Source organism: Rhodomicrobium sp. R_RK_3 (genome assembly GCF_002198715.1).
GTDB lineage: Bacteria > Pseudomonadota > Alphaproteobacteria > Rhizobiales > Rhodomicrobiaceae > R-RK-3.
Window position 1 is genome coordinate 74118 of sequence record NZ_MWLK01000026.1, and the last position, 13821, is coordinate 87938.

15 protein-coding genes and 2 tRNA genes are annotated in these 13821 nt (G+C 64.5%); 7 read left to right on the top strand and 10 right to left on the bottom strand.

The genetic code is table 11. The features are described 5' to 3' along the window. The first annotated feature begins 251 nt into the window (after positions 1–251). A tRNA-Gly gene (locus BLEFHOIH_RS14695) sits at positions 252–325 on the top strand. Positions 326–501: 176 nt separating this feature from the next. After that, complete coding sequence (locus BLEFHOIH_RS14700) at positions 502–1362, top strand: methyltransferase domain-containing protein (RefSeq protein ID WP_245297016.1); 861 nt, start codon at positions 502–504, stop codon at positions 1360–1362. 147 nt (positions 1363–1509) lie between these two features. Here the strand turns inward: BLEFHOIH_RS14700 and BLEFHOIH_RS14705 are convergent, their stop codons facing one another. Together BLEFHOIH_RS14705 and BLEFHOIH_RS14710 are read right to left on the bottom strand one after the other, a co-directional pair. Then, entirely contained in the window at positions 1510–2334 is an 825-nt protein-coding gene (locus BLEFHOIH_RS14705) for a CPBP family intramembrane glutamic endopeptidase (RefSeq protein ID WP_088346727.1), read from the bottom strand. Next, positions 2331–2846 carry an EF-hand domain-containing protein gene (locus tag BLEFHOIH_RS14710; protein WP_088346729.1) on the bottom strand — a complete coding sequence of 172 codons (516 nt, stop codon included), beginning with the start codon at positions 2844–2846 and terminating at the stop codon, positions 2331–2333. Before BLEFHOIH_RS14710 ends, BLEFHOIH_RS14705 begins: the two co-directional genes overlap by 4 nt. 292 nt (positions 2847–3138) lie before the next feature. On the opposite strand from BLEFHOIH_RS14710, the gene BLEFHOIH_RS14715 reads away from it, so the two are divergent. Together BLEFHOIH_RS14715 and BLEFHOIH_RS27530 are read left to right on the top strand one after the other, a co-directional pair. Beyond that, on the top strand, positions 3139–3813 hold the full coding sequence (locus tag BLEFHOIH_RS14715) for a hypothetical protein (RefSeq protein WP_088346731.1): 675 nt from the start codon (positions 3139–3141) through the stop codon (positions 3811–3813). A gap of 288 nt (positions 3814–4101) precedes the next feature. Further along, positions 4102–4671 (top strand): hypothetical protein, encoded by a 570-nt coding sequence (locus BLEFHOIH_RS27530; protein ID WP_088346733.1) that lies wholly within the window; start codon positions 4102–4104, stop codon positions 4669–4671. An 81-nt stretch (positions 4672–4752) separates the two neighbouring features. Here BLEFHOIH_RS27530 and BLEFHOIH_RS14725 read toward each other — a convergent pair whose 3' ends face one another. The 8 genes from BLEFHOIH_RS14725 to BLEFHOIH_RS14760 form a co-directional block, all read right to left on the bottom strand. Then, positions 4753–5667, bottom strand: a complete 915-nt coding sequence (locus tag BLEFHOIH_RS14725) for a LysR family transcriptional regulator (protein ID WP_088346735.1) — start codon at positions 5665–5667, stop codon at positions 4753–4755. 252 nt (positions 5668–5919) lie between these two features. Further along, a complete protein-coding gene (locus tag BLEFHOIH_RS14730) occupies positions 5920–6669 on the bottom strand; it encodes a glycosyltransferase family 2 protein (RefSeq protein WP_088346737.1) in 750 nt (249 codons plus the stop codon). Continuing rightward, positions 6669–7742: a radical SAM protein gene (locus BLEFHOIH_RS14735; protein WP_245297018.1), complete on the bottom strand. Its 1074-nt coding sequence runs from the start codon at positions 7740–7742 to the stop codon at positions 6669–6671. Before BLEFHOIH_RS14735 ends, BLEFHOIH_RS14730 begins: the two co-directional genes overlap by 1 nt. Beyond that, positions 7723–9045, bottom strand: a complete 1323-nt coding sequence (locus BLEFHOIH_RS14740) for a glycosyltransferase 87 family protein (RefSeq protein WP_088346739.1) — start codon at positions 9043–9045, stop codon at positions 7723–7725. The genes BLEFHOIH_RS14735 and BLEFHOIH_RS14740 overlap by 20 nt, the downstream gene beginning before the upstream one ends. Further along, entirely contained in the window at positions 9042–9809 is a 768-nt protein-coding gene (locus BLEFHOIH_RS14745) for a TIGR04282 family arsenosugar biosynthesis glycosyltransferase (RefSeq protein WP_170937167.1), read from the bottom strand. The genes BLEFHOIH_RS14740 and BLEFHOIH_RS14745 overlap by 4 nt, the downstream gene beginning before the upstream one ends. 137 nt (positions 9810–9946) lie before the next feature. Beyond that, positions 9947–10738: a molybdopterin-dependent oxidoreductase gene (locus tag BLEFHOIH_RS14750; protein WP_088346743.1), complete on the bottom strand. Its 792-nt coding sequence runs from the start codon at positions 10736–10738 to the stop codon at positions 9947–9949. Positions 10739–10742: 4 nt separating this feature from the next. Next, a complete protein-coding gene (locus BLEFHOIH_RS14755; RefSeq protein ID WP_088346745.1) occupies positions 10743–11420 on the bottom strand; it encodes a cytochrome b/b6 domain-containing protein in 678 nt (225 codons plus the stop codon). Positions 11421–11911: 491 nt separating this feature from the next. Next, positions 11912–11987, bottom strand: a tRNA-Ala gene (locus BLEFHOIH_RS14760). 187 nt (positions 11988–12174) lie between these two features. Here BLEFHOIH_RS14760 and BLEFHOIH_RS14765 point away from each other — a divergent pair. Genes BLEFHOIH_RS14765 through folD form a run of 3 tightly spaced genes read left to right on the top strand, consistent with a single transcriptional unit; the run spans position 12175 to position 13722 of the window. Further along, positions 12175–12468, top strand: coding sequence for a YggT family protein (locus tag BLEFHOIH_RS14765; protein WP_088346747.1), 294 nt, complete (start codon positions 12175–12177; stop codon positions 12466–12468). Then, positions 12465–12821, top strand: a complete 357-nt coding sequence (locus tag BLEFHOIH_RS14770; RefSeq protein WP_088346749.1) for a DUF167 family protein — start codon at positions 12465–12467, stop codon at positions 12819–12821. The genes BLEFHOIH_RS14765 and BLEFHOIH_RS14770 overlap by 4 nt, the downstream gene beginning before the upstream one ends. Beyond that, entirely contained in the window at positions 12814–13722 is a 909-nt protein-coding gene (gene folD / locus BLEFHOIH_RS14775) for a bifunctional methylenetetrahydrofolate dehydrogenase/methenyltetrahydrofolate cyclohydrolase FolD (RefSeq protein ID WP_088346751.1), read from the top strand. Before BLEFHOIH_RS14770 ends, folD begins: the two co-directional genes overlap by 8 nt. Positions 13723–13821 lie beyond the last annotated feature (99 nt).

Below are 13821 nucleotides of genomic sequence, written 5' to 3' on the forward strand. Positions count from 1 at the left end.
ATCGCTGGCGAGATGCGAAAACTGATATCGGTTAAGGCGCTAAGGGGGGTTGAGTAACACACTCCAGATGGGCTGCCTAGAGCCAAATTACAACAGCCATTGTCTTTCAGGCATCATCCTAGTGAAATTTTCACCAGTCCGATGCATGTTACCCCTGAGCCGCTTTGCCTTGTCGCTCCTGCTTCAGACCCCCGCTTGCCGCCAGCCTCAATTTGAACTATGAAAGCCTTCCGGCTAAACTGGAGCCGCATGCGGGTGTAGCTCAATGGTAGAGCAAGAGCCTTCCAAGCTCAAGACGTGGGTTCGATTCCCATCACCCGCTCCACCCATTCCCGCACATGGCATATAAGTCAAGCGGCGGCGAACCGCGGGGAGCCCGCCAAACCCCCGTGCTGGGCGCCGGATTGGTATATAGTTTCCTTGGGCATCGCAATCAAGGGTCCGCAATATTGGCGCCAACCGGCATAATCGGATCGACGACATAAGACGGGGGGTGACGTCGTGACCGGAAATCGCCATGCCAGCCTGAATGAGATTCAAGCCTTCCACGCGAAGATGATGGCGCTGGCGAGCAATTCCGCCGACGAGCGATTGGAGCGCATTTTCGAGCTGGTGCCGCGCGAGGTCTTCTTAGGCCCCGGGCCTTGGCGGATCATGGTCAACCGCCGGTACATTGAAACGCCTAGCGCCGATCCCGTCCACCTTTACCAGAACGTCCTCGTCGCCCTCGACGCTGAAAAGGGGATCAACAACGGCGAGCCCTTCCTGCACGCCGCCCTGATCGGCGCGTCGGCCCCGAAAGCGGGCGAGACGATCATCCATGTCGGGGCGGGAACCGGCTATTACACCGCACTTCTTTCCATGCTGGTGCTCCCGAATGGCCACGTGCATGCGTTCGAGATCGAGGAGAGCCTGGCCGAGCGTGCGCGCGAAAATCTCGAGCCGTTCGTGGGCATTTCAGTCGTGACCGGCGATGCGACCGCGCTGCCGCTGCCCGGCGCCGATCTGATCTATGTCAATGCCGGCGTGGTGGCGCTTCCGACGAAATGGCTGGACGCTTTGCGGCCGGGCGGGCGGATTATTTTCCCCTGGCAGGCCAACCAAAGCACCGGGCTTGCCCTGATCGTGACGCGCTCGGAACACGGCTATGCGGCAACGCCGCTCAAGCCCGCGTGGTTCATACCTTGCATCGGCGCATCGGATGTAGATCAGCGCATCAAAACGCCGAGCGCGGCGGAGGCCTGGGCGGTGCGTTCGCTTTGGCTGACGCGCGATCGTTCGCCCGATGAAACCGCTGTCGCGGTCTATAAAGACCTGTGGTTCTCGAGCGCCGGCGGGGGCGAGGACGGCAAGCCGCAATAAGGATGCGATGCGACCGCCAGCATCTCCGTCAATACCGGCTGCCGCCCGGCGCGGCCGACGTTCCGGAGGGCGCGCCGGTGACGCTGCTCTTGACGGCGGTCGCGGCGATTCACTCCGCGCAGGCGGAAAGCGGGGCGACGCCAGCGGTCAGGCGGGGAAAAGGCCGAGGGTAACAGCTAGGAAAGCAGGCCCGTTGACGCCTGCGTGAATCAGCATACCGACGGATGTGTTCCGAGTGCGTTGCACGGCGCAAGGAATGCTGAAAAGGACCGGCCACAGAATAAACATGACGCCAGGTCCGAAACTGAAATGGAAGGCGCCGTGAAGAAGGCCCTGGACGGCCCACGTGCCGGCGCCGAACACGGGCTCCTGACGGGGCTGAACGAACCCGCGCCACCAAAGCTCCTCGCCGACAATGTTGACGGCGAAGAAGGGCAACCACAGGGCGAACAGATAGTAACGCCCCGGCTCAAGAGCCTGTACGGTTATGAAAGTCGGGTGGGGCGGCAATCGCGGCCATACGAGCGCATTGAAGAGTTGCAATGCGCCCATGGCTGGAATGGTGACAGCAAGCGCAAGTCCGGCGGCGCGCCAATCTTTGGCGCTGAGGCGCTGAACGCGCAGATGCCGCAGGATCGCCGGAAACGATGCGTCGGGCAGCGCCGTCCAAGCTCCCGCCAGGGCAGCGGCCAGTAGAGGTCCAAGGGCGAGCATTCCAGCGAGGAACCATGCCGAGAGGGGTTCCCATCCACGCGCCACGAGCGCCGGCAACACGACAGCCGTAGCAAGCCAGAGCACGAGTGCGGGCACGCCAAACAGTACCAGCGAAAGCGTAAGGCCAATCCGATCGGGGATCAGCCGCGACGATCTTGCGTCCATATCTGCCTCGCGGGGTTCGACATGATGGCCGCCTCCGCTCATATAGGTAACCCGCAGGCTGGCGTGGGCGGTGACCAGGAACGGCCAAGTCAATACCGGCTGCCGCCCGGCGCGGCCGACGTTCCGGAGGGCGCGCCGGTGACGCGGGCATGGGCCGACTGCGATTGCGGCGGCGGCGCCGAAAGACTGTTTGCCGTGAGCAATTCGAGATCGGTCAGCCGGCAATCCTTGTCCTTGTCCGCGTAATTGAACGCTGGATTGGGCCGGTCGACAAATTCCTTTTTGTCGATCTTGCCGTCGCCATTGACGTCGTAATATTTGAACGTCGCCACCTGGAAGGTGCGGTCGATCGATATCAGATTGCCGTATTCGGCCTCGGTCAGCGCCCCGCTGCCCGATTTATTGGCTTTCGTGAACAGGTTGGCGGCCGCCACGCGCCATTCATCGCAAGTCACGGCGCCGTCGTGGTTCTGGTCGTAACTGCCGATGCCTCCAAGGAAGCTCTTGTCGACGGCCGAGATCTTCGGACCTGAAGAGCCGGCGCAGCCCGCCATCAAGCCGGTGGCGGCGAGGCAGGCGATCAGGCGGGCGGTTGTGATGCGCATCGGTTGGCCGCGCTTTCTCTAGTTAATCGAGACGCGACAGGACTTCTACAAGACGGAAGCGGCTTTTGTTGGACGGGCGCGGTCGGCGATTTTTGCCTGGCTTCGGCCCCAGGAGGGCAGCCTCGACCAGACTCCTGCCACATAGATGAGACGATAGTGTCTTCCAGCGAGCGCAACGGTCCGCCTAGGAGAGGGAGTTTTCATGGGACAATTGCTCAAAATACTTATGGCATCGGCTTGGCTGCTCTTGGGGGCGCTTTCAGCGATTTACTCTGCCCAGGCGGAAAGCGGGGTGAGCTACCCCCCGGATGACGAAGCGTGGAACTCCACCCATTATGATGCCCTGGCGCAGCGGATCGAGACGGGCGGCCTGGCGCTGCCGACTTTATCGGGCGCGGGCACGAAGCTGGTTTTCGAGCGGATGGTCAGCATCGACAACATTCCCCTTCGCGTCGGGCTGAACAAGGAAATCGCCATCACCCTGCGCTTTCAGAAGCTGGAGCCGGTCCTGCAGCCGCTCCACCGGCTCGTCACGCTCTATTCGAACGAAACCCATAAGGGCAAACCCTATGCCACCGAGCTTGCTAGGCTGATGGTCTACGAGACCAAAGCGGCGGGCACGTTGCTCGATATCAGCGAGCCCTATCTGGCAAACCTTCAGAAGGACAAGCGATACCAGTACCACGTCGACAATATGAAACAGATCAAGAGCGACGCCCGTCAGATCTATATCGGGCTGGTGCAAAGCATGGCGGAGACCAAGCTCTACTCCAAATCCGACATGCTCAAGATCATCGGCGGCGCACTCGCGGAGCTCCCGTCCTACCATCCGATCTTTGCCGAGCAGGACAGGGCGGATCTCAACCAGCGGCTGGCGCAGCAGATTGCAAAAACGACCGACCAGGAGCTCAAGACGGCCCTGACCGAGCTGCGCGATGCGATCGAACATCGACGCATTCCGACTTGAAGGAAGCGGGCTGCCTGCGCCGACTTGGGCGCGGCGCCCCTCTCCAAATCGCTCACCCCGATCAAAGGCATGGGAGGCCAGCCTCCCATCTTAACACTACGTAATTTTCTTCAGCCGCGCAGTGCGCCAAGACGCTTTCGCGCCAAGATTAAGCCCTAATGTCCTGCCGCAAGCCACGAGGCTGAGGGGGACGGGGTGGCTCTGATCATCTGCCAAATCATTGCGTATATCCAGATTATGAGTGCCGGGTTCAACCTGTGGGGGGTCGATCCTCGGATCCTTGTAAATATGCCGGTCGGCCGCAACACGATGTTCGTCGGCCTGTTCCTCGTGGCGCAACTGCTTGGCCTTGCCGGCGCGATCCTGATGCTGCAGAGGCTGCGCCTCGGCTTTCTGCTGTCGATCACCCATCACATCGTGCTGCTGCCGGCGCTGGTGATCACCGGCTCGGGTCTGGTCATGCTGCTCGATGACCGCATTAACCTCACGCTGCTGTTCATGAGCAAGCCGAGCGGCCCCGACATCGACCTCTACTGGTCGCTCGGCTGGAGCACGGTGTTTCAGCAGGTCACGCGCAACGTGCCGACCGGCTCGACCTATCTCGGCATCAATCTATTCGCCTTCGCCTGCGCCTATGTGCTGTGGGTGGGGCTGGATGAGATCGACGCCGAATGGGAGGAGGAAGAGGAGTTGCAGATCCGGCCGCGCCCGCGTCAATCCAGGCCGGCGCCGCTTGCCCTCCCCGCGCCGCAGCATTTCCAGCAGCCGAAGCCGCAAGGGCACCGGCAGCATGGTGCGCGGCAACCCCAGCCTCCACGCATGCCGCCGCCGAGGGGAGGCAGGGACGTCCGTTGGTGACCGCGCCGGGGCTAAGGCCGAGGTGCCTGTAGGCGCCCGGCCCGGTAGGGCGGCGACGGAGCGGCATGTTTTACGCGCGGCTTACGACGCGCTTAAAACCGTTTCGCTGGGAGATCGATCACCGGCCCATCTTCTCCGCATGGCTTCGTGCACGAGCGCGCCGACTGCCGGCGAGTGAGGGCGCCCCCGAACGGTCACCAGGCAGACTTCGCGCCAAAATTCGGGGTTCACCAGCGGCCGCGCCACGACCTGCGGGTGCGTCAGGCAATGCTGGGGTAAGAACGCATAGCCGATGCCGGCCGCCGCCATCGCCAAGATCCAGTCGTCGCGATCGCTGCGGTACACGGTATCATGGTCGACGCCCTGCTGGCTGAATGTCCGCCGCTTCAGTTCCGCGAACTCGCAATGCACGCGGTAGAGATACGGCACGCCCTGAAGATCCTTGGGATGAACGGCAGCATAGGCCGCCAGATAATGTCCGGAATGCACGCCGATCATGAATTGCTCTTTATAGAGCGGCAGGTAATGCAGGAAGGGCTGTCGCTGCTCCTTGGGTGTCGACAAGATCGCGACCTCCCGCTCGCCGCGCTGAAGGGCTGCGGAAATGTCCTCGGCCACGCCGTCGACAACGTCAAACTGGATGCCCGGATTCTCCGCGCGCACCGCCGAAAAGAGCTGGACGAGATCGCCAGGGGCGATGGTGCACATCACGCCCAGCTTCAAGCGCAGCTTCAGTTCCCGGAATTCCCGCGCCTGCGCGGCGGCAATGCCGGCTTGGTGGAAGACCTGATCAAGATGCGGCTTTACGATCTGCCCGAGTTCAGAAAGATGAGTGTTCGACCTCTCGCGGTGGAAGAGAGGTCCGCCGAACTCTTGCTCCAGAAGCAGAATAGACCGTGTCAGCGAAGGTTGAGAAACTTTGCAGCGACGGGCGGCGCGCGTAAAGTTGAGTTCCTCGCACAAAGCGCGGAAGTACAGAATTTGGCGCATTTCCATTCTTCGGCCCCTATAAGTCCCCACTTAAGGTCAGGCTGATAGGTCTGACTTATGCATAATACGTGCGGACACTGGAATGAAACTTCCAGTGATATTGCGTTGAGAAACTGTGAAGTGCAGGCTGCTGCAAGCCGCTTTTGGACCACGCGCCGCGAAGCCGGTCAGCGAGACAGCGTGCCTCGGTGGGCGCGCCGCCAACATGGCTGGCACCCCGGTCGGTAGGGCAGATACACGACAGGCATTCCGACTGGATCATCCGCCCCGGCGGTTGAGGGCGACGCGGGCGAAGGTGGCGAGGATCTGCCGCCCGGCGCGCAGCGTGCCGCGCAGCGAGCCGGCGACCTTGGAGCGGCCGCCGGTGCGGACGCCGTAGGGCACGGGGATCTCCAGGATGCGCAGGCCGGAGCGCGCGGCCTTCATCTGCATTTCCAGGTTCCAGCCATAGGTCATTTCACGCATGTCGAGCGCCGCCAGCGCATCGCGGCGGATGGCGCGGAAGGCGCACATGTCGGTGTAGTGGACGCCGTAGAGCGCACCGATCGCGCCGCCGATCATCCGGCCGCCGGCGATCTGGTGCCAGCCCATGGCGCCGGGCTGCCGTGCGCCGCGCACCCGAGAGGCGATGACGAAATCCCGTTCGCCGGCCCGGATCGGCGCGACGAGTTTAGGCAATTCCTCGGGGAAGTCGCTGCCGTCGCCGTCCATGATAACGATGATGTCGGAGGCTGGCGCCGCCGCATTGGCGCCCTCGAAACAGGCGCGGCCATAGCCCCGTCCCGCATGGATGACGCGCGCGCCCTTGGCTTCGGCGATCTCGACGGTGCGGTCCCGCGAGCCGCCATCACCGATGATGATCTCGTCGACGGCGGCGCGCGGAATGCGGTCGATCACGCCGCCGATGGATGCTTCCTCGTTCCAGACCGGGATCACCACCGCGACGCCCGTCCTTGCCGGGCGGCGAACATCCCCGGTGAAGACGTGACCGTTCGCAGGGGCGCTCATCACAAGCTCCAGCGGCAGCCGCAGCCGGCGCAGGCTTTCGGCGGGGCATCGCTCAACAACTGGGCGCGAAAATCCTGGTAGGCCGGGCCGTTCCAGATCTCGGCGAGCGGCGTCGTCTTCGCGTTGCCGAGGGTGAAATTCTGATAGCCATGCATCGAGAAGGGCGCGATGCAGCAGGGCAGCGCCCGCCCATGCGCGGTGAAATACATCAGCGACCACGGCCGCCGGCAGAGCGACCAGGGCGTTTCCCCGCTCATGCGGGTGAGGCTCGCCTCCGGCTCCGCCGCGCCCGAGGCATCGAAGAACACACCAAGCTCGGCGGCGACGCGCTCGGCTTCCAGCAGATAATCGCCTTCCTCGGCGTCGCGGCGCTCGAACAGGGAGCTTTCCGGGCGGGCAAGGCCGACCGGGTTGGCGTCGAAATAGACGAGGCGCTGCAGATGCACCTCCGGCACGCCAATCTCATGCGCGAGTCGGATGAAGTCGGGCAGTTGCACCAGCGTCTCTTTCAGGCCCGTCAGCCAGAGCGACAGGCGAGGGCTTTCCGCCCCCATCTCCTTTTTCAGCGCGACGAAAGCCTTCACATTGCGCACGATCCGGTCGAACAGATCACGGCCGCGCACCAGCGCAAAAGTCTCGGCATCGGCGGCATCGAGCGAGATGCGCATTTCGTCGAGCCCGGCCTCGATCAGCTCGCGGCTCTTCTTCTCGCGCATCAAGGTGCCGTTGGTGTTGAACAGGGCGTAGGCGTCGCGCGCCTTGATGTAGCGGACCATGGCGGGCAGTTCCGCCACCATCATCGGCTCGCCGACGCCGTGCAGCACAACGCGCTCGATCCGTGGGAACTGGTCGATGATGCTGGTGAACAGCTCCCAGCTCATGTCGGACGGCGGCTCCAGCTCCTCATAGGTGCGCGGGCAGGTGGTGCAGAGCAGGTTGCAGCGATTGGTCGTCTCCAGATAGAGGCAGACCGGGTCCTGCGCGGCGACGGGCGTGCGCTGGTCGCCGATGCGCTCGAAATAGCGGCGCGGGTCGAGCGGAACAGCGAGGGGTTCAGGCGATTGCACGGCCACGGCGCGCCTCCTTTGGCGAGAAAATTTTGAGATTTTCCATTACGAGCAGGATGAGAAACGGGGCGTAGACCACGGCGGCCCCCGCGATGCTGGGCGGCCAGCCGAGCCAATAGAGCGCCGAAGCGGACAGGGTCAGGTAGAGCACGGCGAGCGACGGCGTGAAGCAGAGCAAGGGGATCAGCCAGAGGAAATACCAGGCGTGCGGCGGCGACAGCAGCGCGGTGAAGGCGGTGGCAAGGGCGAGCGCGACGGGCAGGCCGGGCCTGTCCGGATCTTTGCGGAAGACGGCCAGCAGGGCGAGGCCGCCGAGCAGTGCCGCGCCGAAGATGAGGAACAGCGGCAGCGACCCGTCGCCGAATCCGGCCTGCTTCAAAATGACGGCGAGTAGAAGGCCCTCGCCGGTCGCCAGCCCGGCTTCACCCGCATAGCCGCCGAGAAAGCCGAGCATTTTGCCGCCTGCGCCGAGATAGGGCAGCGACAGGACCAGCATCGCGGCGACGAAGCCCGCCGGCATTTTCCAATCCCCGCGCCGCCAGATCGCCGGGGCGATGGCGAGCGGGAAGTATTTCGCCAGCACCCCCGCCGCGAGCGCCGCACCCGCCGCGAAACGGCTGCCGCGTTCGGCCGCGAGCATGGCCAGCAGCAGGAAGGCCACGGCGATGATGTCGACATGACCGCTGCCCGCGATCTCCCACAGCGCCAGCGGATGCCACGCATAAACCGCGACGAGCGCCAGCGGCAGGCCGCGCGACCGCAGCAGCAAGATGATCGCCCAGATCGCCAGCGCCTCGAAGCCGAGCATGACGAGTTTCATCATCGTCACGCTCTGCCGAATCTGCCCGGCGGCAGCGAAAACCAGTTGCGCCATGGGCGGATAGATGGTCGGCGCGTAGTCGCGGCGGTTGATGTGCGGATAGATGGCGTCCGCGTCGCGCAGATGGGCGAGGGCCGGGTCGGCGGGGATGTAGCGATAGGGGTTGATGCCGCCCGCCTGAACGCGGCCGTCCCAGACATAGCGGTAGATGTCGGTCGAGTGCGGCGGGGCGAAGACGAGGACGGCGCGCATGATCGCCGCAAGCCCGAGAATGAAGACCAGCGTGCGTTTCGACTGAAGGCCTGGCAGCCGGTCGCGGAAGAACCAGAGCAGGATGGCGGCTGCGGCGAGAAACGGCGCTTGCAGCAGCGCGGCGCGGATGACGGTCCCGTGCTCGGGGGCGTAGAGGCCGGTCGCGCCGTACAGCGTCAGCGCCAGAAGCGCGGCGCCGAGCGCGGCCATGGGCCAGGGCACGCCGAGCCGCTTCATGCCGAGGCACGCAGGCCGGGCGACAGGCGGCGGTCGAGATCCGCCTCGGCGCGCATCCGCCGGAGCAGGGCCGCCGTATGCGGCGCCGCGCTCGAGGCGAGGCGCGGATGGAAGCGGTGCCCATCCAGAAGCTCGGCGGCGGCCAGCCGCAAGGCGGCGGCATCGTCGATATCGTACCAGTCCGGCAGCCGGTAGACCTCGACGCCGATTTCGGCCGCGCGCTCGAGCGTTTGCCAGGCGACGATCTCCGTGCTCCAGGCGATCTCCTCGAACAGGCGCGGATGCATGGTCTTGCAGCCGAGCAGATAATAGCCGCCATCGGTCGAAGCGCCGAGCACGATCCGGTCGCCGGGCTGCATCAGCGCGCTGGCGGCCTCGGCGAGGATCGAGGGCGGCAAGGTCGGGCTGTCGGAATTGAGCACACAGGCGGCGGCATGGCCGGCCGCGAACTGGACGTCCATCGCCTTGGCAAGGCACTGGCCGAAGCCGGGCTCCCAGACCTCATGCAAGCCGATCCCGGCGGGCAAATGCCGCTCGAAGAACGCGACCTGCCCGGGCGGTCCGTAGGCCATGCAGCCGCTGATCGGCGCGGTGCCGCCCGCGGCCAGCAGATTGTCGGCGATGTCCTTGAGAAAGGCGGTATTGCATTCGGCGGCCTCTTCCGGCGTCAAGGGCGGGCAGAGCCGCGTCTTGGCGCGGCCCGGCTCCGAGGCCTTCGCCATCACCGCGATGGCGCAGGAAAAGCCATGGCGCTCATTCGACATCATCGTCACCTTCGATCGGCCGGTAGAAGGGCTTTCAACTGGTCATCGATGCCCAGGTAAGGCAGCAAGCTTGGCTGAGAGACACCGCTCGCGCCGGAGGCGGGATAAGCGGGGGATAACGCACCGGCGAAGCGTTCCTACACCCCGCTGAACCAATTATATCCGCCGTCCTCCCAATACCCGCCCGGATAGACATTGGTGACTTCCATCGAGGTGATCCATTTCGGCTGCTTGAAGCCCAGCTTCAGCGGCGTCTTCAGGCGGATGGGGAAGCCGTAGGGATTTTCGACCGGCTGGCCGTCATAATGGGTGGCGAGGATGGTTTGCGGATGCAGCGCGGTCGCCATGTCGATGCTGCCGTAATAGCCGTCGAAGCACCGGAAGCCGACATAGCGCGCCTTCAAATCGGCGCCGATGCGCTCCAGGAACGGCCGCAGCGGCACGCCCGACCATTTGCCGATATAGTCCCAGCCCTCGACGCAGATATGCCGGGTGATCTGCGTCTCGCTCGGCAATGCATAGAGCGCGTCCTTGGTCCAAGGCGCCTTGTCGGCGATCTGGCCGGCCAGTTCCAGCTTCCAGCTCGCGGCATCGACGGGCTTCACCTGATCGATCGTATAGAAGGCGTTGAAGCGCGGCGGCCGCGCGACATCGGCATCGGTATAGGTCGGCGCGAGCTTGTTGGGGTTCTGCAGCCAGGCCTGCACGCGGTCGTTCCAGCCGGAGATGGCGCGCAGCACCGATTGCAGATGCGGCTCGTTGCTGATATCGCAGCCGCTCAAAAGGGTCAGCGCGCCCAGGCTGACGGCGCCGCGCAGGACGCCGCGCCGGTTGATGTCGTGCAGCAGATCCCGGTGCGGCCCGATCAGCGCCTTGCCGTCAAATCCTTCGGGCCGGTGGGGCGAGCGCTTCGGCGTGTAGAGAGGCATCCGATCACTCCCCCGGCTGCATGGACGGTCGGTCGGGCGTCGCGATCCGCACCGAGCCCTTGGTCATCGCGACCAGCGTCTTCGGCACCAGGAGCGCCAGGCTGACATGCACCAGAAGAAACAGCACGATCAGGCTCATGCCGATGAAATGCGCCAGCCGCGCGCCCTGGAAATCGTAAAACAGCGCCGTCAGCCAGGAAAATTGAACCGGCTTCCAGATCGCTAGCCCCGAGGCGAAGACCAGCAAGGCCGCCAGAACCACGCCGACATAGCTCAGCTTCTGCACGGCGTTGTAGATGCGCGGGTCGTCATGGGCGAGGTGGAAGCGCAGCGCCTCGCGGAAATCATGCGCGACGTCGCGCGGGCGGATCGGCAGCCAGTTGCGCCGCAGGCGGCCGGTCGCGAAGCCGTAGATCAGCGCGGCGGTGCCGTTGATGAAGAACACCCACATCGCCGCGAAATGCCACAACAGCGCATTGCCGAAGCCGGTGTCCTTGTTGAGCTTGTAGGTCAGTTCGGGGTCGCCGCCGAGCACGGCCCAGCGCGGGAAATGAAAGCCGTCGATGAGCGGCACATTGTTGAAGATGTGCCAGCCGCTGCCGATCATGATGATGATGGCGACCGCGTTGATCCAATGGGTCAGGCGCACGAAAAGCGGATGAACCGTCACGGTTTCGGTCATGCTCGTCTCCTAGCCATGCGAGTCGAACCGACATTCGGCATCTGAATTCCTAATGCATCGTCAATGAACACACGCTCTCAAGCGGCAGCGCGCAAACCACCGGCGCCTCACCTGCGTGCGATGTCTGCACCGCTGGCGAAGCTTTCCGGCGGTTCGAGCATTGTACGACGGGGGTCAGGCGATGAAAGGTATGGTGTTGATACGCCTGCGCTATCGGTCAGGCTGGCTGCTTGTGAGGGAAGACTTCTGAGGGGGCGATTGGCGTGCCAATCTCCGAGCTTGTTCAAGCTCGAGGGAATGCAGGTTATTGGGCGAAAGGGGGAGCTGCGGCGCGACTTATACACCCAAATCCGCTGCTAAGGATTGCGTCTTGAGGTGAAACCGCGCCCTGCTACCGACCGAAACGGCCGCTTATTCAGGTTCGTGGGATGGTATTTGCCGGCTCCACGCACTGTGGTCAGCGAGGCCAGCAATGTGCCGCAAAGAGATTATGGTGGAGCCAGTCGGAATCGAACCGACGACCTCAGCAGTGCGATTGCTGCGCTCTCCCAACTGAGCTATGGCCCCTTACCGGCAGATGTCATTTACATCCGCCCCATGCTGGCGTCAAGGGACGCGACGGCTTCGCCGCGGCCGTCACGGGTGAAAGGCGCGGAAAAACCACGACGTGTCTTACCAACAGCTCGGGTGACGGCTTGCGGCTCAGAGGCGGGCGCGGTAAACCACGCAAAGACGTCGGCAGAGGGCACCCGCTATGATTCCGCTATTAGATTTCATCCGGATGGTCATCACACTCTATATGTGGGTGATCATCATCAGCGCCATACTATCCTGGCTCATCGCCTTCAACGTGATCAACCGGCACAACCAGTTCGTCTACACGGTCGCCGATTCGATGCAGCGGCTGACCGAGCCGGCATTGCGCCCGATCCGCCGCGCGCTGCCCGATTTCGGCGGGCTGGACATTTCGCCGGTCGTGCTCATCTTGGGGCTTATCTTCGTGCGTGACGTGGTGATCGGCGGCTGGCTGATCCCCGCTTTCGTGTGACCGGCGCGCCCGGCGATCCCCTGCCGGCCCGGCGCACGGCGGAGGGGATCGTCCTGGCGGTGCGGCTGACACCGAAGGCGGGCTCCGATGCCGTCACCGGCGTCGAGATCATGGACGACGGGCTCGCTATGCTCAAGGCGCGGGTCCGGGCGGCGCCCGAGAAGGGCAAGGCCAATGCCGCCCTCGTCGCGCTGATCGCCGACTGGCTGGATCAGCCGAAAAGCAAGGCCGAACTGGTCACCGGCGGTAAATCGCGGCTGAAGCAAATCCTGGTCCGCGGCGATACCGGCGGGCTGATGGACCGGCTCGCCGCGAAGCTGGCGGCCCTCAAATCTGGAGAACACCATGGCTGATGCAACGATCATCGACGGCAAAGCCATTGCCGCGCGGCTCCGCCATCGCGTCGAGCAGCTCGCCGCCGCCTTCCGCACGGCCAACGGCGCGGCGCCCGGCCTTGCCGTGGTGTTGGCCGGGGACGATCCCGCAAGCCAGGTCTATGTGGCGAGCAAGGTGCGCACCACCGAGGAAGCCGGCATGCGCTCCTATGAGCATCGCCTCCCCGCCGAGGTCGGCGAGGCGGAATTGCTGGCGCTGGTCGACCGCCTGAACGCCGACCCCGAGGTCGACGGCATTCTGGTGCAATTGCCGCTGCCCATACAGATCGACGCCTCGAAAGTGATCGCGCGCATTTCCCCGGATAAGGATGTGGACGGGCTGCATCCGGTGAACGTCGCGAAGCTCTCTTCGGGGCTGCCGGGCCTCGTCCCCTGCACGCCGCTCGGCTGCATCATCCTGGCAAAGTCTGTGGTGCCGGTTCTGACCGGGCTCGATGCAGTCGTCGTCGGGCGGTCGATCCTGGTCGGCAAGCCGGTGGCGCAATTGCTGCTCGCCGAGAACGCGACGGTGACGATGGCGCATTCGCGCTCGCGCGACCTGCCAGGCATCATCCGCCGCGCCGATCTGGTGGTGGCGGCGGTCGGGCGGCCGGAGATGATTCGCGGCGACTGGATCAAGCCGGGCGCGACGGTGATCGACGTCGGCATCAACCGCATCGCCGCGCCGGAGAAGGGCGAGGGCAAGACGCGGCTCGTGGGCGACGTGAATTTCGCCGAGGCCCGTCAGGTGGCCGGGGCGATCACGCCGGTGCCGGGCGGTGTCGGGCCGATGACGGTCGCCTGCCTGCTCGCCAACACGCTGCGCGCCGCCAGCCTGCGCCGCGGCCTGCCCGCGCCGGATTTCGAGGGGTTGGTTTGAGGCGGGTAATTTAGGCCGAGCCTAGCATCTCCCCCTCACCCGGCCGCTTCGCGTCCGCCCTCTCCCTCGTGGGGAGAGGGCTAAGCCGAACGAGATCGA

What these genes read in the sequence shown, in the direction of transcription:
- BLEFHOIH_RS14750 (WP_088346743.1), bottom strand. Translation starts at nt 10,738, where the DNA reads ATGCCTCTCTACACGCCGAAGCGCTCGCCCCACCGGCCCGAAGGATTT.
- folD (WP_088346751.1), top strand. Translation starts at nt 12,814, where the DNA reads ATGGCTGATGCAACGATCATCGACGGCAAAGCCATTGCCGCGCGGCTC.
- BLEFHOIH_RS27530 (WP_088346733.1), top strand. Translation starts at nt 4,102, where the DNA reads ATGCCGGTCGGCCGCAACACGATGTTCGTCGGCCTGTTCCTCGTGGCG.
- BLEFHOIH_RS14745 (WP_170937167.1), bottom strand. Translation starts at nt 9,809, where the DNA reads ATGTCGAATGAGCGCCATGGCTTTTCCTGCGCCATCGCGGTGATGGCG.
- BLEFHOIH_RS14730 (WP_088346737.1), bottom strand. Translation starts at nt 6,669, where the DNA reads ATGAGCGCCCCTGCGAACGGTCACGTCTTCACCGGGGATGTTCGCCGC.
- BLEFHOIH_RS14740 (WP_088346739.1), bottom strand. Translation starts at nt 9,045, where the DNA reads ATGAAGCGGCTCGGCGTGCCCTGGCCCATGGCCGCGCTCGGCGCCGCG.
- BLEFHOIH_RS14755 (WP_088346745.1), bottom strand. Translation starts at nt 11,420, where the DNA reads ATGACCGAAACCGTGACGGTTCATCCGCTTTTCGTGCGCCTGACCCAT.
- BLEFHOIH_RS14710 (WP_088346729.1), bottom strand. Translation starts at nt 2,846, where the DNA reads ATGCGCATCACAACCGCCCGCCTGATCGCCTGCCTCGCCGCCACCGGC.
- BLEFHOIH_RS14765 (WP_088346747.1), top strand. Translation starts at nt 12,175, where the DNA reads ATGATTCCGCTATTAGATTTCATCCGGATGGTCATCACACTCTATATG.
- BLEFHOIH_RS14725 (WP_088346735.1), bottom strand. Translation starts at nt 5,667, where the DNA reads ATGGAAATGCGCCAAATTCTGTACTTCCGCGCTTTGTGCGAGGAACTC.